Genomic DNA, 18,982 nt, shown 5'->3' on the forward strand with positions numbered 1-18,982 from the left:
CGGACACCGGTTCCACCCGAGCGGTCGACGCCGCTCCCGCCACCGGCCCCGAGGCCAAGGCGGCGCCCCGGCGCGGGCCCGCCCCGATGGCCGGTCCCGGCCGGATGATGGGCGGACAGCCCACCGAGAAGTCGATGGACTTCAAGGGCTCCGGCAAACGGCTGCTCGGCCAGATGCGGCCCGAGCGCGCCGTCATCACCGCCGGTCTGCTGCTCGGCGTGCTGAGCGTGGCGCTGACCGTGACGGCGCCCAAGGTCCTCGGCCACGCCACCGACCTGATCATGGCCGGCATCGTCGGCCGCGGGCTGCCGGAGGGAATATCCAAGGCCCAGGCCGCGGCGCAGCTGCGCGCCCACGGCCAGGGCGGGCTCGCCGACATGCTCCCCGCCATGCCGGTCGTCCCCGGCCACGGCATCGACTTCGGCGCGGTGGGCGTCGTCCTCCTGTGGACCACGCTGATCTACGCCGGCGGCTCCGTCTTCGGCTTCGTCCAGGCGCGGATCGCCACCCGCGTCGTCCAGCGGACCGTGTTCCGGATGCGCGAGCAGGTCGAGGAGAAGCTGGCCCGGCTGCCGCTGAGCTACTTCGACAAGCAGCAGCGCGGCGAGGTGCTCTCCCGGGCGACGAACGACATCGACAACATCCAGCAGACGCTGCAGCAGACCCTCAGCCAGATAGTGACGTCGCTGCTGACCATCCTCGGCGTCCTCGCCATGATGTTCTGGATCTCGCCCCTGCTGGCGCTGGTCGCGCTGCTCACCGTCCCGCTCTCGGTCGTGGTGGCCACCAAGGTCGGCAAGCGCGCCCAGCCGCAGTTCGTCCAGCAGTGGAAGACCACCGGCAAGCTCAACGCACACATCGAGGAGATGTACACCGGGCACTCCCTGGTCAAGGTCTTCGGCCGCCAGCGGGAGTCCGCGGAGCTCTTCCGCGAGCAGAACGACGCGCTCTACGCCGCCGGGTTCAAGGCCCAGTTCATATCCGGGATCATCCAGCCCGCGATGATGTTCATCGGCAACCTGAACTACGTCCTGGTGGCGGTCGTGGGTGGACTCCGGGTCGCCTCCGGCGCCCTGTCCATCGGCGACGTCCAGGCCTTCATCCAGTACTCGCGCCAGTTCAGCCAGCCGCTCACCCAGGTCGCCTCGATGGCCAACCTCGTCCAGTCCGGCGTCGCCTCCGCCGAGCGGGTCTTCGAACTCCTCGACGCCGAGGAGCAGGACCCGGATGCCGAGAGCCCGGCCCGCCCCGACCACATCACCGGCCGGGTCGCCTTCGAGGACGTCTCCTTCCGCTACGAGGAGGCGAAGCCCCTCATCGACGGCCTCTCCCTGAGCGTCCACCCCGGCCAGACCGTCGCCATCGTCGGCCCGACGGGCGCCGGCAAGACCACCCTGGTCAACCTCCTGATGCGGTTCTACGAGGTCCGCGGCGGCCGCATCACCCTGGACGGCGTCGATATCGCGGCCATGTCCCGCGAGGAACTGCGCGCCCACATCGGCATGGTCCTCCAGGACACCTGGCTCTTCGGCGGCACGATCGCCGACAACATCGCCTACGGCGCCCCCGCGGGGACTTCCCTCGACAAGGTCATCGAGGCCGCGAAGGCCACCCACGTCGACCGCTTCGTCCGCACCCTCCCCGAGGGCTACGACACCGTCATCGACGAAGAGGGCAGCAATGTCTCGGTCGGCGAGAAGCAGCTCATCACCATCGCCCGCGCCTTCCTCGCCGAACCCGCCATCCTCGTGCTGGACGAGGCCACCAGCTCGGTCGACACCCGTACCGAGGTCCTCATCCAGCACGCCATGGCGCAGCTCCGCACCGGCCGCACCAGCTTCGTCATCGCGCACCGGCTGTCCACGATCCGCGACGCGGACCTGATCCTCGTCATGGAATCCGGCGCCATTGTCGAACAGGGCACGCACGATGAGCTGCTGGCGGCCGGGGGCGCTTACGCCCGGCTGTACGCGGCGCAGTTCGCGGAGGCGGTGGCGGAGCCGGAGTAGCCGGCTGCCGGCGGGGCGGCGGCGTTGTCAGTGGGCGGCCCTACCGTTCGGGTATGGACAAGCAACTGCCCGGCGCCGACGCCCCGTTGATGATCCGCACGTACTTTGACGACCCGGCCGCCTGGGCGGCGCTCCGGAGGGCGGTGGAGACGCCGCCCCTGGTGGAGGGCGAGCCCCTCGAGGCGGATGTGCAGTACGTCGACGACCGCGCCTATGAGCACGTCACGCCCGAGCGGCTGGTGGCGCTGGCGCCGGCCGGGGGCGCGTACTACTGCTTTGTCGCGGACCGTCTGGCCATGACCTCCGACGAGCATCCGGTGATCGCCGTCGATCTCGATGACGACGAGGAGCGGCGCGGGCAGACCTTCCGCATCGTCGCCGGCGAGCTCGTCTCGTTCGACGCCAACCTCTCCATCGGCAACATGGATTTCTGGGAGTGGGCCGACGCCGCGGACGCGGACGGGATATTCCGCGGCTTCTGAGCGGCCGCCCCGGGCGCCCACCGCCACCACGCTTTCGGAGTACGCACCCGTGCGCCCCTCGTGCTCCCCCTGGCCGCAAGGGGCCGCAAGGGGCCGCGTGCCGGGGGTCGAGCGAGCCGCCCGTGGAGAAGCCGGCGGCGCGGGCCCGCCGACGGCTCGGGGCGCGGGCCCGGCGGATCGGGGAGGCGCCTGATCCGGCGGCTCGCGGTTGCCGACGGTGGCGTGGCCGGGCCCCGCGGGGTGAGCGTGATCATGTCCGCATGCTGGGAAAATCGGCGCGGTACGGCGTGGCGCGGGGGAGATGCGGGGCGCCCGTCGGAGTCGCGTGCGAGGGCGATCGCGGTGGCGGAGGAGGGGGCGGGGGAAACCCCCGAATTCCGCCCGATCCGGGCCGTGAGCGGGGTGTCCGGGGCCTCGGGCCGGGTGCCGCCTTGCGTCAACGATGGCGTCCGATGACCACTCGAAGTGATCGACGGAACACAAGAACGTGCAAAATCGGCCGAGGGTCCGGAAGCCAGTTGAGCTATTCTGCTGGGCAAGAAGGATCCGGGCAGCGTAGCCCCCGGGTCCTTTTGTGCTTTCACACATGCGAAGCGGGCAGGCGGAAGGTGTCCGTGAAGCGTCGTCGGGAGAGCACCCGTACGAAGCAGTGCCGCAGACTGCCCCCGGCTCCGGCCGGGTGGTGCCTTCGTCGCAGGGACCGAGGAGGAACCAGACGTCATGGGCAAACGAAGCGAGCAGAACCGTGAGCAGCCGCACAGGATGAATCACGCCGAAAACCGGGTAGGTGGTCGGAAGTGAGTTCGCTTCTGCTGCTGACCAACGCACTCCAGCCGTCGACGGAGGTGCTCCCGGCGCTGGGCCTGCTGCTGCACAGCGTGCGGGTGGCCCCCGCCGAGGGCCCGGCCCTGATCGACACCCCAGGGGCCGACGTCATACTGATCGACGGCCGTCGTGACCTTCCGCATGTCCGCTCCCTGTGCCAGCTGCTGCGGTCCACCGGACCGGGCTGTCCCCTGGTGCTCGTGGTGACGGAGGGCGGCCTGGCCGCCGTCACCGCCGACTGGGGCATCGACGACGTACTGCTGGACACGGCGGGGCCCGCCGAGGTGGAGGCGCGGCTGCGGCTGGCGATGGGCCGCCAGCAGATCACCACCGACGACGTCCCCACCGAGATCCGCAACGGTGATCTCTCGGTGGACGAGGCGACGTACAGCGCGAAGCTGAAGGGCCGGATACTGGATCTGACCTTCAAGGAGTTCGAGCTGCTGAAGTATCTGGCGCAGCACCCGGGCCGGGTCTTCACCCGCGCCCAGCTCCTCCAGGAGGTGTGGGGCTATGACTACTTCGGCGGTACGCGGACGGTCGATGTGCACGTCAGGCGGCTGCGCGCCAAGCTCGGCCCCGAGCACGAGTCACTGATCGGTACGGTCCGTAACGTCGGCTACCGCTTCGTGACGCCGGAGAAGGCCGAACGGCCGGCGGACAGCCAGACGAAGGCCAAGGCGGAGGCCGCGAAGGCGGCGACGGACGAGCGGGGGGCGTCGCGCGACGGTGACGGCTCCGGGAAGGCCGTCGGGGCCCGCGCGGAATCCGCCGCCGGACGCCCTGCCTCCAGGTAGGACCACCCGCGTAGACTGCCGCGCGTGGCCAAGGTGACGCGGGATGATGTGGCAAGACTGGCGGGTACGTCCACCGCCGTTGTCAGTTACGTCATCAACAACGGACCAAGGCCGGTCGCCCCGGCCACGCGCGAGCGGGTACTCGCCGCGATCAAGGAGCTCGGCTACCGGCCGGACCGGGTCGCGCAGGCGATGGCGTCCCGCCGTACCGACCTCATAGGCCTGATCGTGCCGGACACCCGGCAGCCGTTCTTCGCGGAGATGGCCCACGCCGTGGAGCGGGCCGCGTCCGAGCGCGGAAAGATGGTGCTGGTCGGCAACGCCAACTACGAGGACGAGCGCGAGGCCCACTATCTGCGGGCGTTCCTCGGGATGCGGGTGGCCGGGCTGATCCTGATCAGCCAGGGCCCCAGCGAGCACGCCGCCGCCGAGATCGACGCCTGGGACGCCCGGGTGGTGCTGCTGCACCGACGTCCGGACGCCATCGACGACGTCGCCGTGATGACGGACGACGTCTGGGGCGCCCAGCTGGCCACCCGGCATCTGCTGGAGCACGGCCACCCTTACGTCGCCTTCCTCGGCGGTACGGAGGAGACCCCGAAGTCCGGCGACCCCGTCACCGACCACGTCGAGGGCTGGCGGCGGGCCATGCTGGAGTCCGGCAAGACGCCGGAGGGCCGCTATTTCCTGGCGCCGTACAACCGCTATGACGCCTACCAGGTCGCGCTGGAGCTGCTGGCGGGGCCGGACCGGCCGCCGGCCATCATGTGCGCGACCGACGACCAGGCGATCGGGGTGCTGCGGGCCGCCCGTGAGCTGCGGATCGATGTGCCGGGCGAGCTGGCGGTCGCGGGCTTCGACGATGTGAAGGAAGCGGGGCTGACCGACCCGCCGCTGACGACCGTGGCCTCGGACCGCCAGGCGATGGCGCGGGCCGCGGTGGATCTCGTCCTGGATGACGGGCTGCGGGTGGTCGGGTCGCGCCGGGAGCGGCTGCGGCAGTTCCCGTCGCGGCTGGTGGTCCGCCGGTCCTGCGGCTGCGGGGGCTGACGGCCGCCGCGGGATCGCGGACACAACGCGGCCGTATCGCAGCAGTGTCGGCCCCTCCCGGAGGCCGTCCTTATACCGGGCATACCGACTTCTGTCGGGTCTCTCAGGGCGCTCTCAGACGGTTCTCATGGATGCACAGCACAGTCAAAGCCATGACCGACAGCTACCGCCGAAGCGGCGATGAGATGCCACAGGACCGGCCGTACGCATACGGCGACGACGACCACGGCCACAACGGCCACGGGCAGTACGGCTACGGGCAGGCGGTTCCGCCGCCGCCCTCGTACACGCCGGGAACGCCGGGCATGCCGGGCCCCGCGCCCCATGAGCCGCGGCGCACGGTTCGCCGGCCGATCGCGCTGATCGCGGCGGTGGCGCTCGCCTCCGGTCTCATCGGCGGCGGCAGCGCGGCGCTGCTGGCCGGCGCCACCCGGCACGTCCAGCAGGACAGCGCCGGCACGCCGCTCGTCAACGCGGGCAAGACCAGCGGCAGCGGCGTCTCCGGGGTGGCCAAGGCGGTCAGCCCGGCGATAGTGGAGATCAAGTCCCGGACCGCGAGCGGGGAGTCCACGGGGTCCGGTGTGGTGCTCACCGGCAACGGCGAGATCGTCACCAACAACCATGTGGTGGCCGGTGCGCGCACGGTCCGGGTCACCTTCAGCGACGGCAGCAGGAAGACCGCCAAGGTCGTCGGGACCGACCCCGACAAGGACCTCGCGCTGATCAAGGTTAACGGCGCCAAGGGGCTGACGCACGCCACCCTCGGCGACTCCGACAAGATCGCGGTCGGCGACGGCGTGGTGGCGATCGGCTCGCCCGAGGGCCTCACCGGGTCCGTGACCAGCGGCATCGTCTCCGCCCTCAACCGGGACGTGACCGTCCCCAAGGACGAGGGCCAGGGGCAGCAGGGCGACCCGGGCGACCGCGGCGGCTGGCCGTTCGAGTTCGGCGGCAACCAGTACAACGGCGACACCGGGTCCTCGAAGACCTCGTACAAGGCCATACAGACCGACGCCTCGCTCAACCCGGGCAACTCCGGCGGCGCGCTGATCAACATGCAGGGCCAGATCATCGGCATCAACTCCGCGATGTACTCGCCGAGTTCGGCGTCGAGCAGCACCGCGGGCAGCGTCGGACTCGGCTTCGCCATCCCGATCAACACCGTCAAGGCGGATCTCGACTCGCTGCGGGGCGGCGGGAGCGGGGGCGGCAACAGCGGCGTCTGACCGCCCACGCCGTAAGGGCACGGAGGTGCCCCCACCCCGGCCCACCGCCGTGCAAGGCTGAGAACCAGCCGTTCGTTCCTCCCCCTGCCTCAAGGGCACGGGAGGTACCCCCATCCACCCCGAGGTAACCACGCACATGAGCCCCGCCGAGCACGGTGATCAGCCCGCCCGCATCCTGATCGTCGACGACGAGCCGGCCGTCCGCGAGGCGCTGCAACGCTCGCTCGCCTTTGAAGGCTATGGGACGGAGCAGGCGGTCGACGGTCTGGACGCCGTCGAGAAGGTCGCCTCCTACGACCCGGAACTGATCGTGCTGGACGTGCTGATGCCCCGGATGGACGGGCTGACCGCCGCCCGGCGGCTGCGGGCGAGCGGGGTGACCGTACCGATCCTGATGCTGACCGCGCGGGACACGGTCGGCGACCGCGTCACCGGGCTGGACGCCGGGGCCGACGACTACCTGGTCAAGCCGTTCGAGCTGGACGAGCTGCTGGCCCGGATCCGCGCGCTGCTGCGGCGCAGCTCGTACGCGGCGGCGGCCGGTGCGCAGCCGGAGGAGGGCGAGACGCTGGCCTTCGCCGATCTGCGGATGGACCTGGCCACGCGCGAGGTGACCCGCGGCGGCCGGCCGGTCGAGCTGACCCGTACCGAGTTCACGCTGCTGGAGATGTTCCTGGCGCACCCCCGCCAGGTCCTGACCCGCGAGCAGATCCTCAAGGCCGTCTGGGGCTTCGACTTCGAGCCCACCTCCAACTCCCTCGATGTGTATGTGATGTATCTGCGCCGCAAGACGGAGGCGGGCGGCGAGCCGCGGCTGGTGCACACGGTGCGCGGCGTGGGCTATGTCCTGAGGTCGGAGGGCGGCACGGAATGACGCGCTGGTACGGCAGACTGCCGCTGCGGTCCCGGCTGGCGATGCTGGTGGCGACGGCCGTCGCGGTGGCGGTCGCCGCCTCGGCGGCGGCGTGCTGGCTCATCACCAGGGACCGGCTCACCCAGCAGCTGGACGACACCCTCACCTCGGTCAACGCGGCCGACGCGAACATCTCGAAGCTGTACGCGTCCTGCCAGGGCCAGCCCCAGCCCCCCTTCTTCACGACGTACACCGTCCGGGTGATCACGGCGGCCGGCGACGTCTGCCACGTCCCGGGCAAGGCCAAGATCCCGGCGCAGCGGACGGATCTGCGGGTGGCCCAGGGGCAGTTGGGCAAGACCCTGTACACCACCCAGGACGAGAGCGGCGCCGAGATGCGGGTCTTCGACGTGCCCGCCTTCGACGGCGCCAACCGGCTCGCCGTCTCCATCGCCACCCCGATGGACCAGGTCACCCGCCCGCTCAACCAGCTCGCCCTGATCCTGCTGTTCGTCGCCGGGGCCGGCGTGTTCGGCGCCGCCAGCGCCGGCCTGTGGGTCGCCCGCGCGGGGCTGAAGCCCGTCGACCGGCTCACCGACGCCGTCGAACACATCGCCCGCACCGAGGACCTCGCCGTCCGCATCCCGGTGGACGGCGAAGACGAGATCGCCCGCCTCTCCCGCTCCTTCAACTCCATGACCTCCGCGCTGGCCGCCTCCCGCGATCTCCAGCAGCAGCTGATCGCCGACGCCGGCCATGAGCTGCGGACGCCCCTGACGTCGCTGCGCACCAACATCGACCTCCTGGTGCGCAGCGAGCAGTCCGGTCGGCCGATCCCGGCGGCGGACAGGGCGGCGCTGCTGGAGTCGGTGAAGGCGCAGATGGGGGAGCTGGCGGCGCTGATCGGCGACCTTCAGGAGCTGTCCCGCCCGGTGCGCGGGCAGGCCGCCGTCGAGGTGGTCGCCCTGCACGACATCGTCGGCTCGGCGCTGGCCCGCGCCCGGCTGCGCGGCCCGTCCCTGACCATCACCGCGGACCTCGACCCCTGGTACGTACGCGCCGAGCCCGCCGGGCTGGAGCGCGCGGTGGTCAACCTCCTCGACAACGCCGCGAAGTTCAGCCCGACGGGCGGCTCCGTCGAGGTCCGGCTGGCGGGCGGCGAGCTGACCGTCCGGGACCACGGCCCCGGCATTCCGCAGGACGAGCTGCCGCATGTCTTCGAACGGTTCTGGCGCTCGCCGTCCGCACGCAGCCTGCCCGGCAGCGGGCTGGGCCTGTCGATCGTGGCCCGTACGGCGGAACAGGCGGGCGGCGCCGTGCGGTTGCGGTCCGCGGACCTCGGCGGCACGGAGGCGGTGCTGACCCTGCCGGGCGCGGCGACGCCGCCTCCGGAGACGCCGGAGATGCCGGAGCCTCCGGCGCCGCCGCAGCGGGAGCCGTAGCCGTAGCCCCGGCCCGCTCCGGCCGCCTCTCGGCTACTTCTTCGCGGCATCCCCGAACGGCAGGTTCCGCCCCGCCATCTTGGCGCGGATGCCGTCCCGCTCGACGGAGATGTCGAGCAGCCGGACATCGCCCGGAGTCTTCGGCAGCCGGAAGGAGAGCGAGAGCTGGTCGGCGAGCTGCGGCTTGGTCAGTCCGGTCAGGGCGCCGAGGATCTTCGGGTCGATGCCGACCTTCTCCAGCAGCCAGGGGTGGTCGACGACCACGTCCACGAGGTTGACCTGCATCAGCTTCTCGATGAAGCGCGGCGAACCGGTCAGCTCATGCAGCTTCTCCTCGCTGCGCAGCGCGTCGTCGATGTACCGCTGGGGAATGCCGATGCGCTGCGCGATGGCCGGAATGCTCAGCATCGCCTTCACCTTGGCGGCCTCCCGGCTGAGCTGGGCGGCGGTCTTGCGGGTCAGCCGGAGGCCTTCCTCCTTGCCGGTGCCGGGGCGGTAGACGGCGACATCGCCGATGTCGAGACGCATCCGGCTGATGTCGGTGGAGATCCCGCGGTCGCCGGCCCGCTGAATGCGCGCCTCGGCCCGTACGCGCAGCTGGTGGCCGGCGATCGGCAGCTGGCCCACCGCGCGGACCGCATTGGGGCCCATCTCGCTGAATTTGACCTGGGAGGCGCCCAGTTCGCGATTCATGTCGTCGAATGCGAGCAGCACGCTGCCGTTCATGCTGCCGATCGTGGCGCCCTTGATGGAGGTGGGCAGATCGCCGTCGATACGGATGTCGTTCGCGGTCGCCGAGAACTTCGCCAGCGAGACCCGGTCGGCGGCCAGGTCGGGAATGGTGACGTCCACGTGGTCGAGGCGCTTGTCCAGGACCTGGGTGAGGAAGGGGAATCCCTCGATGGTGACTTCCGGATTGGCCGTCAGATGCAGGGATTCCTTCAGCTTTTCCTCGGTCTTGTTCTGCGCGTAGAGCACGGCGAACCGGTCGAAGAGGGCGAGGAATGCCGTACACACCAGGACGGCCACCAGCACCTTCGCGGTGATCGGGACGGCGGCGAAGCGGCTGACCCCCCGCTTCATCCGGCGGTGGTTCGGCGGCGTCCACGACTCCTCGTCCTCGTCGTCCGACCGCAGTCCGAGACCCAGCGGGTCATCGCTCTCGTCGCGTTCATTGAGGTAGGTGCGGCGGGCGATCCGGTACCCGGCCTCGGGCTCCGGCTCGGGCTCCGGCTCGGGGTCGGCGAGGGCGGCCAGATCCGCGTAGGGATTGACCTTTTCCAGCTTGCGGGTGTCGCCGCGGGTGTCGTCCGAAGCACCTGCTGCCGGGGAGTGCGGGTGCCGCTGAGGGGCGGACGACGGTGCGGGTGAGGGTATGCGTATGGGGGTTCGCATCCGCATATCCCACCACGAGCGGGACCCTTGAGTGCAACTCTTACCGGCAGTATGTGATGTACGCGAAAGATGCCCCGTCGACTTGGGGAAGATTTGTCGCGCGGGTGAGTCCCGCTGAACTGGCGTCAGGTCGTTCGTTGACCTGAGTCGTCGACACCCACCGTGCCTGTTCTCCGCGGCATTTCCCGCCGTTCGGTTTCCTTCCGCCCTTTCCTTCTCCGCGGGCACTTCGGTGTCTTCGGGGTTCGTTGGTCCCCTCCGGGCTTCTTCGGGGGATGGGCGCGCGTCGACGGAACAAGCGGCGCGGCCGGGGCGTTCCCGTGACGACCGACCGCACGTTCCGACATCTCGCGTAAAGGTGTATTCCATGATCGTCGTAACCGGGGCAACCGGAAACATCGGCCGCAGCCTTGTCAGCCGGCTGCTCGAGGACGGTGTGGCCGTCCGCGCGCTGACCCGCGATCCGGCCCGCGCCGGCCTGCCGGCCGAGGCCGAGACGGTCCGCGCGGACCTCACCGACGCCGCCTCCCTCGAACCCCTGCTGACCGGCGCCGACGCCCTGTTCCTCAATCTCGCCGCGGGCGGTCAGGAGGCCGCCGCCGCGGTGCTGGCCGCCGCGGCGAAGGCCGGCGTCCGGCGCGTCGTCCTCAACTCCTCGTCGTCGGTGACCGATACGCCCGCCGACGAGTCCAACTTCATCGCCCGGATGCACGCCTCCGTGGAGCGCGCGGTGCGCGACTCCGGCCTGGAGTGGACCTTCGTACGCGGCAGCAACTACGCCACCAACACCCTCGCCTGGGCCCCGGCGATCCGGGAGTCGGGCGTGGTGCGCGAGGCGCATCCGGGCGCGCAGGGCGTCCCCGTCCACGAGGCCGACCTCGCGGATGTCGCCGCCATCGCCCTGCTGGACCGCACCGGTGCCCACCTGGGCCAGGCCTATGCCGTCACCGGCCCGGAGCCGATGACCATGGCGGACCAGGTCGCCGAGATCGGCCGGGCGATCGGGCGCGAGACCCGCGTCGAGCAGATCTCCGAGGAGGCGGCCGCCGAGGCGATGTCCGGTCCGCACTTCCCCAAGGAGGCCGCGCTGGAGCTCGTCAGGCTCTTCGGCGGGTCGGTCGGACAGCCGCTCTTTCCCGTCTCGGACGCGGTCGAGCGCGTCACCGGACGTCCCGCCCGCACCTTCGCCCAGTGGGCGCGGGAGCACGCCGCCGACTTCTCCTGAGGTGGCCTGGTGTGTCCTGACGGGACCTGAACGCTTCTGACCGGTCCCGGCCGGTCCTGGCTGGTCCGCCGTTCCCAACGTCCGCACGGCGCGCGGGTGCGGAGCGGATGTGCCGTGTTTCACGGAAGGGTGCGGGGGACCGGCATCCGGCGCCACCATGGAGCCCACTGGCCGCGTGGATACGCTGGGCGGTCCACTGTCACGGGAATTGGGGAACAGCCGCAATGGCGATACGCAAGGACACGATGAAGGAACAGGTCTCCGCGGCGATAGCCCAGCAGGCCCCGGGGGACCGGGCGTTGGTGACATTCGCCACGGTCACGGGGCCCACCCCGTGGCTGACCAACGGGGTGCTGGGCCTGATCGGGCAGCTGCTGGTGAAGTACTACTTCGTCACGGTGACGGACCAGGCGGTCGTGCTGCACCGGCTGCACCGGCTCAGCCAGCGGCCGCAGGAGGTCGTCCACGCCATTCCGCGGGAACAGGCCCAGCAGGCGTTCTCGGACATCAACTTCAACCCGCTGTGGAGCTACGTCAAGATGGCGCTCCCCGGCGAGGCGGCGCCGGTCCGGCTGAACGTCCACCGCATCTGGCGGGGTGAGCTGGAGCAGCTGCTGGGCACGCTGGGAGTGTCGCAGCAGGGGTTCGCCGGCCAGCAGCCCGGTATGCCGCCGGTCCAGCAGCAGCCGGGGATGATGGCCCCGCCGCAGCAGCAGCCGGCCCTTGCGCCGCAGCAGGGGTACGCACCGCAGCAGGGGTACGCGCCGCAGGGCGCCCCGCAGCCGCAACAGGGCTACCAGCAGCAGCCCCAGCCGGGCTACCAGCAGCCCGCCCCGCAGCAGCCGCAGCCCGGCTATCAGCAGGCGCCGCAGCAGCCGGCCCCCCAGCAGAACCAGTACGGCTACCCGCAGGCCCAGCCCCAGCAGCCGGGTCAGCACCCGCAGCAGCCCGGCCAGTACGGCTACCCGGCCGCACCCGGTCAGCCGCAGCAGCCGGTTCACCCCCAGCAGCCCGGCTACCAGCAGGCCCCGCCGCAGCAGGGCAACCCGTACGGCGGCTGACCTCGCGCACCGACACGGCGCCCCCTGTACGGCCACTCGGGCCGGACAGGGGGCGCTTGGTATGGGCGGCACCGGGCGCAGGCACCCGGTCCGCGGGCGGGCTACTTCACCACGGTGATCCGGTCCGCCTTCGGCGGGTCCAGCGGGCCGGACGCCGAGGAGTGGGCCGTGAGGTAGGCGGTGAAGGCGTCCACGTCGGAGGGGCCGACGTACTTGTTCTTGGCCTCCTTGAAGACGGGGAAGCCGTCCCCGCCGCCGGCCAGGAACTCGTTCATCGCGACGCGGTAGGTCTTGGCCGGGTCGAGGGGCGTGCCGTTGAGCTTGACCGAGTCCTTGACGATGCGGTCGGCGCCGGACTTGGTCAGGTCCAGGGTGTAGGTCAGACCCTTGGAGACCTGGAGGATCTTGGGGGAGGCCTGGTTCGGGCCGCTGACCTGCTGCTGGAGGGCGGTCAGGAGCTGGGCGCCGGTGAGGTCGACGACGTTCATCATGTTGGTGAACGGCTGGATGGTGAAGGCCTCGCCATAGGTGACGACGCCGTCCCCTTCGGCCCCGGACGCCTTGTAGGCGAGGTCGGAGCGGATGCCGCCGGGGTTCATCAGGGCGAGCTGGGCGCCGCCCTTGTCGGCGGCCTGGGTGGCCTCCAGCTGGGCGTCGGAGATGACGTCACCGAGCGGCGATTCGGGGGTGGCGGCGCCGCGGCCGGCGATGTCGGCGGAGATGTGGCCGACGGGGCGGTTCGCGACCGGCGCGGCGAGCTTGTTCCAGCGGGCGATCAGCGACGTCATGTCCGCGGCCTTGGGCTGGGTGCGGTCCACGACGTGGTTGACCGCGCCGGGCGCCTTGACGCTGGTGCGCACGATGTCGTGGGTGCGCCGGTCGTAGGTGAGGGTCGTGTCGGTGTAGAGCTTGCCGTAGGAGGCGGCTGAGGTGACGGTGCGCGGGCGGCCGGACGGGTCCGGGATGGTGCAGGCGTAGGCCTGGTGGGTGTGGCCGGTGACCAGGGCGTCGACCTTGGGGGTGACGTGCTTGGCGATCTCGGTGATCGGGCCGGAGATCCCGTCGCCCGGTCCGGGGCTGTCGCACTTGTAGTTGTACGAGGTGGAGGCGGGCATGCCGCCTTCGTGGATCAGGGCGACGATCGCCTTGACGCCCTGCTTGTTCAGCACCTTGGCGTACTTGTCGATCGTCTCGACCTCGTCGTGGAACTTCAGGCCCTTGATGCCCTCGGCGTTGACGATGTCGGGGGTGCCCTCCAGCGTCACGCCGATGAAGCCGATCTTGACGCCCTTGCGCTGCCAGACGGTGTACGGCTTGAGCAGCGGCTTCCCGGTCTTCTCGTCCGTGACGTTGGCGGTGAGGTAGGGGAAGCCGGCGCCGGCGAACTTCTTCCCGTCCTCGTAGCAGCCGTCCTTCGGATGGCAGCCGCCCTTCTGCAGCCGCGTCAGCTCCACCCGGCCCTCGTCGAACTCGTGGTTGCCGACCGAGGTGACGTCCAGGCCCAGCTTGTTCATGGCCTCGACGGTCGGCTCGTCGTGGAAGAGCCCGGACAGCAGCGGGCTGGCGCCGACGAGGTCGCCGGCCGCGGCGGTGATGGAGTACGGGTGCCCCTTGCGGGCCGTACGGAGGGACTGCGCCAGGTACTCGACGCCGCCCGCCGGGACGCTCTTCTTGGTGCCGTCGGGCTGGAGCTCCTCGACGGTGCCGGACGAGCCCTGCGGCGGTTCGAGGTTGCCGTGGAAGTCGTTGAAGGAGAGAAGCTGCACGTCAACCGTGCGGCCGGGCCGCTGATGCGCGCTCTGGGCCCCGGCGGGCAGGGCCGTCGCGGTGACCCCGATGGCGGCGGCCAGTACCGCGGCCCCGGCCGTCAGTCCGACCGTCAATCTGCTTGCCGGCCGCCGCCGTTGAGGTGTGGATGGCATGGGTTCCCCTCCTGGATGGTCTGAGCGGTCGGCAGCATAAGGTCAACGCGCGTAGCGCAACAGGGGGGAACGGTTACGGGCAGGCGAATCCCGTTCGCCACTCTGGCTCCGGCCGCCCCGCCGACCGCTCTGCTCCCGCTGCGCGACGCCGTGGGCGACGCCCGCGTCGTGGCCGCCGGATCCGCGACACGCCAGGCCCACGAACCGGCCGCGCCCCTTCCGGACCTGCGCGCCGAGGGGCCGGGCGCGGTACGGGCCCGGCTCGGCCCGCCCGCGGCCAGGACCCGCCTGATCGGGCCCGACGCCGACCCGGCGGACAACGCCGCCCACTGCCTCTCCGGCGGGCCGTTCGCCGAGCGGTTCGACGACACCGGACATGTCCGCGACGACACCCCCGTGCGATTTCTCGCGCCCGACCACCCGGTCCCCGCCCCCGGGAGAGCCGTACGCTTCAGGCATGACTGACGCTGCACACGAGATGGGCCGGTCCGGCCGCAGGATTCAGGTGGTCGAGGAGCCGGCGCCGGAAGCGGCCGCGGCCGTGCTGGAGCTGATCGAGCGGGCCGCGCGGACGGACGGGCAGCCGGCCGTGTCCGAGCAGGGGCGGCTGCAGCTGCGGGGCGGCCGGCGGGAGGGCGTGCGGCATGTGCTCGTCCATGCGCTGGTGGACAACGAGGAGAAGCTGGTCGGGTACGGGCAGTTGGAGGACACCGACCCGGTGGAGGCGCCGGCCGCCGAGCTGGTCGTGCACCCCGCCTACCGCGGCCGCGGGCACGGCCGGGCACTGGGTACCGAGCTCCTGGCCCAGTCCGGGCGCCGGCTGCGGGTGTGGGCGCACGGCGGGCATCCGGCCGCCCGGCACCTCGCCCAGACCCTCGGCCTGACGATGTTCCGCGAGCTGCGTCAGATGCGGCGCTCGCTGGGCGATCTGATGCTGCCGGAGCCGCAGCTCGCCGAGGGCACTTCCGTACGGACCTTCCAGCCGGGCACCGACGACGCGGCCTGGCTGGAGGTGAACGCGGCGGCCTTCGCGCACCACCCCGAGCAGGGCTCGCTGACCCAGCGCGACCTGGACGCCCGCAAGGCCGAGCCGTGGTTCGACCCGAAGGGCTTCTTCCTCGCGGAGCGGGACGGCAGGCTGGTCGGCTTCCACTGGACCAAGGTGCATGCCGAGGAGGGCCTCGGCGAGGTCTATGTCCTCGGGGTGCGGCCGGGTGCGCAGGGCGGCGGGCTGGGCAAGGCGCTGACCGCGATCGGGCTGCGGCATCTGGCGGGGCAGGGCCTGCCGACCGCGATGCTGTACGTCGACGCGGACAATGTGGCGGCGGTGAGCGTGTACGAGCGGCTGGGGTTCGTCACGCACGAGACGGATCTGATGTACCGGTCGGAGACCTGAGGGACGGCGGGGACGGCGGGGCCCGCCGGGCGCCGGCTATCCGGTCTTCGGCCGGCCCGCGTCCCGCTGCGCCCGCCATTCCCGCGCCAGCATCGCGTAGATGACCTCGTCGGTCCATTCGCCGTCGAGGAACTCGTTCTCCCGCAGATGGCCCTCGCGGCGCATCCCCAGACGCTCCAGCACCCGGGCCGATGCGGTGTTCCGGCCGTCCAACTCGGCCTGGATGCGGTGCAGTTGAAGGTCCTCGAAGCCCAGCTTCAGCAGCGCGCGGCTCGCTTCGGTGGCGTAGCCGTGGCCGCCGTGACCGGGGTGGAAGACATAGCCGATGCCGCCCTGGCGGTGTTCGGCGCTGGTCCAGAAGAAGGTGACATCGCCGATCAGCCGGCCGCTCTCGCGGACGATGACGGCCAGGTTCAGGATGTCGCCGCTCTCGCGCAGGGTGGTGCGGGTCGTCTTGGTGGCGACGGCGGCGCGCGACTCCGCCTCCTCGTACGGGCCCCAGTAGAGGTAACGGCAGACCTCGGGCAGCCGCTGGTAGGCGTAGATCGCCTCGAAGTCCTCGGTACGGACCGGACGCAGCTCCAGGCGCTCGGTGCGTATGGGGTAGGCGGGGGTGTAGGGGAGCGGCGGCGGTGTGGTGGGGGTGTGAGGTGTGGTCACGCGGTCAGCGTACGCAGGGCGGGTGGCGGGCGCAGCCGACTTAGCGGGGCGGTAGCGCACGGCGGCGGAGGGTCCGCGACGGCCGCGGCTCGGGGACTACGGCGTGGTCGTTCCTGACCGGGCTGCGGGTTCCTGACCGGCCGTCGGCCCGGCGGCTGTGTGGCCGTGCAGATGGGCGTAGGTGCCGGCGCGGCCCAGCAGTTCCTCGTGGCGGCCGGATTCCACCAGCCGACCGTGGTCCAGGACGAGGATCCGGTCGGCGTCCGGCGCCAGCCGCAGATCGTGGGTGATCAGCAGGGTCGTCCGGCCGGACATCAGGCGGCGCAGCGGCGCGATCACCCGGCGGGCGGAGAGCGCGTCGAGGCCGGCGGTCGGCTCGTCCAGGACGAGCACCGGGGCGTCGCGCAAGAGGGCGCGGGCGATGGCGATGCGCTGGAGCTGGCCGCCGGACAACTGGGCGGCGCCCGGGGCGATATGGGTCGCGTAGCCGTCGGGGAGCGCGCCGATGAAATCGTGCGCGGCGGCGTCCCGTGCCGCCCGTACGACCTCCTCGTCGGTGGCGCCGGGGCGGCCGCAGGCGATGTTCTCCCGGATGGTGCCGTGCAGGACGAGCGTCTTCTGCGGGAGCAGGGTGAGGTGCTCGCGCAGGAATTCCAGGGGGAGGGCGTCGAGGCGGGTGCCGTCGAGCCGGATGTGGCCGGCGGCCGGGTCGTAGAAGCGCGGCAGGAGCTTGGAGACCGTTGACTTGCCGGCTCCGCTGGGGCCGGTGATCAGGACCAGTTCTCCCGGGCGGGCGGTGAAGGAGAGGTCGCGGAGGGCGTACGGGGCGGCGGCCGGGGCCGCATTCGCGGTGGCCGCGGCGTCCGTGGATCTGCCGGCGTCCGCGGCGGCCGGCCCGGGGTAGCGGAACCAGACGTGGTCGACGTCGAGGACGCCGCGGACCTGCCCGGGCGGCCGGGGCATGGCGGGAGGGCTGGACACGGCGGGCCGGGCCGCGAGGATCTCCAGCAGCCGCTCGGCGCCGGCGGTGGCGGCGGTGACGGTCAGTCCGAGCTGGCCCAGCGCCCGGACCGGCGGGTAGAGGTAGCCGAGGAAGGCGGCGAAGGCGAGCAGCTGCCCGAGCGTCATCCGGTCCTGGGAGATCTCCCAGGCGCCGAGCCCGATGACGGCCAGTACGCACACCGTCTCGAGCACCTCGACGAGCTGGGTGTACATCTCGCTCAGCCGGGCCCCGCGCACGGACGCGCGCATCCAGGCGCGGGCCTCCGTGCGCAGCCGCCGCTCCTCGTCCCGCCGCCGGTTGTACGCCTGGGTCAGCACGATGTTGCCCAGCGACTCCTCGACGACCGAGGTGATCGCCCCGTCGGCGACCCGTTCCTGCCGCGCCGCGGTCTTGATGCGGGCGGCGAACTGCCGGGCGGCCAGCCAGAACAGCGGCGCCAGGACGAAGGTCGCCAGCGCCAGGTCCCAGCGCAGGATGAGCGCGGCGGTGAAGAAGAAGAGCGTGCTGAACAGCGCGGATACGGTTCTGACCACCCCGGAGACGACCAACTGCTCGATGGCTTCGACGTCTCCGGTGAGGCGTTCGACGAGATCGCCCTGCCGGTGCCGCTGGAAGAAGTGCGGCGGCAGGTCCTGGACGTGGCCGAAGACTTGGGCGCGTAGCCGCATGACGAACCGCTCCGCCACCCAAACGGCCGTGGAGTTGCCCAGGTAACCGATGACGGCCCCGAAGGCCGCCACCCCCAGCCACTTCGCGGCCGGTCCCCAGAACGCGCCGAGCGACCCCTGCTGCAGGGCATGGTCGGTCAATTCGCCGAAGAGGAGAATGGCGGCGGTTTCCGCGAGGGCGGCGATCACGACGCAGACGCAGATCAGGACCAGCCATCGCCGGTCCCCTTTTACCAGCGGCCAGAAAGTGCGGAATGCCTGCCGGACGGACGCGCTTTTCGTTGTTTCGGCGGCGGCCGCCGGGGTTTCCAGAATTTCCTTTTCCTTGCCCCCGGTGAATTCGGGTGCCGGGAATTTCGGTACGGCGGTGAGTGCTCGCAGCCGTACCGTCGCCTGGTCGTCGTACGGAGACATCCGCCGCCGCGCTCCTCTTCCGTGGATCCGGTGGGCCGGTGGGGCCGGTGGCCCGGTGTGTCCCGTGAGCCCGGTGGATCCGTGTGTCGTGTGTCCGTACGGGGAGGCCCGGAGGCCGGCCCCGGCCCCACACCGGGGCCGGCCTCCGGAGGGCGTCGGCGTCAGCCGCCGATCACCCGGCGGTGGGCGCGCTCGACGGTGACGACCCGGCGGGCGCGGGCGGGACCGGTGGTCACCGTGTCGCAGTGCCGGGCGGGAACGCCGCGGTGGGCGGGCTCGGCGCGACGGGCCGGAACGGCGGCAATGATCTTGCGGAAGCTCATGAATTTCTCCGTTGTTCGTCAATTGGCTGAGGTTTTCCCGCCGCCGTTTTGTTGCTCTCCGGCGGCGACGAGGAAAACGTTACGGCAGAAAACCGAGCCGACGGGCCTTTTCCCATGAGGTCTTGCTTAATTAAGGATGAGGGCATTTCTCATACGTAACGGGCGATTTTACGTGGGCCTTATACTGGCCGCCCGCGGCGCCCGGGACCGCCGCCGGCCGGGCCGGAGCCG

At 71.4% G+C, this 18,982-nt stretch carries 16 protein-coding genes; 11 read left to right on the forward strand and 5 right to left on the reverse strand.

Annotated features, from left to right (window positions below):
• Positions 1-107 precede the first annotated feature (107 nt).
• The 7 genes from ACIRPT_RS15240 to ACIRPT_RS15270 all read left to right on the forward strand — a co-directional run bounded on the left by ACIRPT_RS15240 (position 108) and on the right by ACIRPT_RS15270 (position 8,684).
• Entirely contained in the window at positions 108-2,009 is a 1,902-nt protein-coding gene (locus ACIRPT_RS15240) for an ABC transporter ATP-binding protein (protein ID WP_403827908.1), read from the forward strand.
• 53 nt (positions 2,010-2,062) lie between these two features.
• Positions 2,063-2,491, forward strand: coding sequence for a DUF6924 domain-containing protein (locus tag ACIRPT_RS15245; RefSeq protein WP_403827166.1), 429 nt, complete (start codon positions 2,063-2,065; stop codon positions 2,489-2,491).
• Positions 2,492-3,288: 797 nt separating this feature from the next.
• A complete protein-coding gene (locus ACIRPT_RS15250; RefSeq protein ID WP_403827168.1) occupies positions 3,289-4,113 on the forward strand; it encodes a response regulator transcription factor in 825 nt (274 codons plus the stop codon).
• 24 nt (positions 4,114-4,137) lie between these two features.
• Positions 4,138-5,163 carry a LacI family DNA-binding transcriptional regulator gene (locus ACIRPT_RS15255; RefSeq protein WP_403827170.1) on the forward strand — a complete coding sequence of 342 codons (1,026 nt, stop codon included), beginning with the start codon at positions 4,138-4,140 and terminating at the stop codon, positions 5,161-5,163.
• A 152-nt stretch (positions 5,164-5,315) separates the two neighbouring features.
• On the forward strand, positions 5,316-6,389 hold the full coding sequence (locus tag ACIRPT_RS15260; protein WP_403827172.1) for a S1C family serine protease: 1,074 nt from the start codon (positions 5,316-5,318) through the stop codon (positions 6,387-6,389).
• A 136-nt stretch (positions 6,390-6,525) separates the two neighbouring features.
• Positions 6,526-7,263 carry a response regulator transcription factor gene (locus ACIRPT_RS15265; protein WP_403511048.1) on the forward strand — a complete coding sequence of 246 codons (738 nt, stop codon included), beginning with the start codon at positions 6,526-6,528 and terminating at the stop codon, positions 7,261-7,263.
• The gene (locus ACIRPT_RS15270; RefSeq protein ID WP_403827174.1) at positions 7,260-8,684 is read left to right on the forward strand and encodes a sensor histidine kinase; all 1,425 of its coding nucleotides are present in this window, start codon (positions 7,260-7,262) and stop codon (positions 8,682-8,684) included. The genes ACIRPT_RS15265 and ACIRPT_RS15270 overlap by 4 nt, the downstream gene beginning before the upstream one ends.
• A gap of 33 nt (positions 8,685-8,717) precedes the next feature.
• Here the strand turns inward: ACIRPT_RS15270 and ACIRPT_RS15275 are convergent, their stop codons facing one another.
• Entirely contained in the window at positions 8,718-10,079 is a 1,362-nt protein-coding gene (locus tag ACIRPT_RS15275; RefSeq protein ID WP_403827176.1) for a DUF2993 domain-containing protein, read from the reverse strand.
• A 367-nt stretch (positions 10,080-10,446) separates the two neighbouring features.
• Between ACIRPT_RS15275 and ACIRPT_RS15280 the strand changes: the two genes are divergently transcribed.
• Both ACIRPT_RS15280 and ACIRPT_RS15285 read left to right on the forward strand, forming a co-directional pair.
• A complete protein-coding gene (locus ACIRPT_RS15280) occupies positions 10,447-11,304 on the forward strand; it encodes an SDR family oxidoreductase (protein ID WP_403827178.1) in 858 nt (285 codons plus the stop codon).
• Between the two features lie 224 nt (positions 11,305-11,528).
• Positions 11,529-12,365: a hypothetical protein gene (locus tag ACIRPT_RS15285; RefSeq protein ID WP_403827180.1), complete on the forward strand. Its 837-nt coding sequence runs from the start codon at positions 11,529-11,531 to the stop codon at positions 12,363-12,365.
• Positions 12,366-12,466: 101 nt separating this feature from the next.
• Here the strand turns inward: ACIRPT_RS15285 and ACIRPT_RS15290 are convergent, their stop codons facing one another.
• Positions 12,467-14,287, reverse strand: a complete 1,821-nt coding sequence (locus tag ACIRPT_RS15290; RefSeq protein ID WP_403827182.1) for a bifunctional metallophosphatase/5'-nucleotidase — start codon at positions 14,285-14,287, stop codon at positions 12,467-12,469.
• A gap of 150 nt (positions 14,288-14,437) precedes the next feature.
• Here ACIRPT_RS15290 and ACIRPT_RS15295 point away from each other — a divergent pair, with 150 nt between their 5' ends.
• Together ACIRPT_RS15295 and mshD are read left to right on the forward strand one after the other, a co-directional pair.
• Positions 14,438-14,752 carry a hypothetical protein gene (locus ACIRPT_RS15295; RefSeq protein WP_403827184.1) on the forward strand — a complete coding sequence of 105 codons (315 nt, stop codon included), beginning with the start codon at positions 14,438-14,440 and terminating at the stop codon, positions 14,750-14,752.
• 13 nt (positions 14,753-14,765) lie between these two features.
• A complete protein-coding gene (gene mshD, locus ACIRPT_RS15300) occupies positions 14,766-15,683 on the forward strand; it encodes a mycothiol synthase (RefSeq protein WP_403827910.1) in 918 nt (305 codons plus the stop codon).
• A 36-nt stretch (positions 15,684-15,719) separates the two neighbouring features.
• On the opposite strand, the gene ACIRPT_RS15305 is transcribed toward mshD, so the two are convergent.
• The 3 genes from ACIRPT_RS15305 to ACIRPT_RS15315 form a co-directional block, all read right to left on the reverse strand.
• Complete coding sequence (locus ACIRPT_RS15305; RefSeq protein WP_403827186.1) at positions 15,720-16,343, reverse strand: GNAT family N-acetyltransferase; 624 nt, start codon at positions 16,341-16,343, stop codon at positions 15,720-15,722.
• A gap of 96 nt (positions 16,344-16,439) precedes the next feature.
• The gene (locus ACIRPT_RS15310) at positions 16,440-18,428 is read right to left on the reverse strand and encodes an ABC transporter ATP-binding protein (protein ID WP_403827188.1); all 1,989 of its coding nucleotides are present in this window, start codon (positions 18,426-18,428) and stop codon (positions 16,440-16,442) included.
• A 161-nt stretch (positions 18,429-18,589) separates the two neighbouring features.
• On the reverse strand, positions 18,590-18,751 hold the full coding sequence (locus tag ACIRPT_RS15315; protein WP_403511072.1) for a hypothetical protein: 162 nt from the start codon (positions 18,749-18,751) through the stop codon (positions 18,590-18,592).
• Positions 18,752-18,982: the final 231 nt, after the last annotated feature.

The sequence above is a fragment of the Streptomyces sp. NPDC101227 genome, from assembly GCF_044767545.1.
GTDB lineage: Bacteria > Actinomycetota > Actinomycetes > Streptomycetales > Streptomycetaceae > Streptomyces.

Excerpts from the sequence above, each read along its gene's own strand:
- ACIRPT_RS15240 (WP_403827908.1), top strand. The coding sequence starts at position 108 with ATGGGCGGACAGCCCACCGAGAAGTCGATGGACTTCAAGGGCTCCGGC.
- ACIRPT_RS15245 (WP_403827166.1), top strand. The coding sequence starts at position 2,063 with ATGGACAAGCAACTGCCCGGCGCCGACGCCCCGTTGATGATCCGCACG.
- ACIRPT_RS15260 (WP_403827172.1), top strand. The coding sequence starts at position 5,316 with ATGACCGACAGCTACCGCCGAAGCGGCGATGAGATGCCACAGGACCGG.
- ACIRPT_RS15265 (WP_403511048.1), top strand. The coding sequence starts at position 6,526 with ATGAGCCCCGCCGAGCACGGTGATCAGCCCGCCCGCATCCTGATCGTC.
- ACIRPT_RS15270 (WP_403827174.1), top strand. The coding sequence starts at position 7,260 with ATGACGCGCTGGTACGGCAGACTGCCGCTGCGGTCCCGGCTGGCGATG.
- ACIRPT_RS15275 (WP_403827176.1), bottom strand. The coding sequence starts at position 10,079 with ATGCGAACCCCCATACGCATACCCTCACCCGCACCGTCGTCCGCCCCT.
- ACIRPT_RS15280 (WP_403827178.1), top strand. The coding sequence starts at position 10,447 with ATGATCGTCGTAACCGGGGCAACCGGAAACATCGGCCGCAGCCTTGTC.
- ACIRPT_RS15285 (WP_403827180.1), top strand. The coding sequence starts at position 11,529 with ATGGCGATACGCAAGGACACGATGAAGGAACAGGTCTCCGCGGCGATA.
- ACIRPT_RS15290 (WP_403827182.1), bottom strand. The coding sequence starts at position 14,287 with ATGCCATCCACACCTCAACGGCGGCGGCCGGCAAGCAGATTGACGGTC.
- mshD (WP_403827910.1), top strand. The coding sequence starts at position 14,766 with ATGGGCCGGTCCGGCCGCAGGATTCAGGTGGTCGAGGAGCCGGCGCCG.
- ACIRPT_RS15310 (WP_403827188.1), bottom strand. The coding sequence starts at position 18,428 with ATGTCTCCGTACGACGACCAGGCGACGGTACGGCTGCGAGCACTCACC.
- ACIRPT_RS15315 (WP_403511072.1), bottom strand. The coding sequence starts at position 18,751 with ATGAGCTTCCGCAAGATCATTGCCGCCGTTCCGGCCCGTCGCGCCGAG.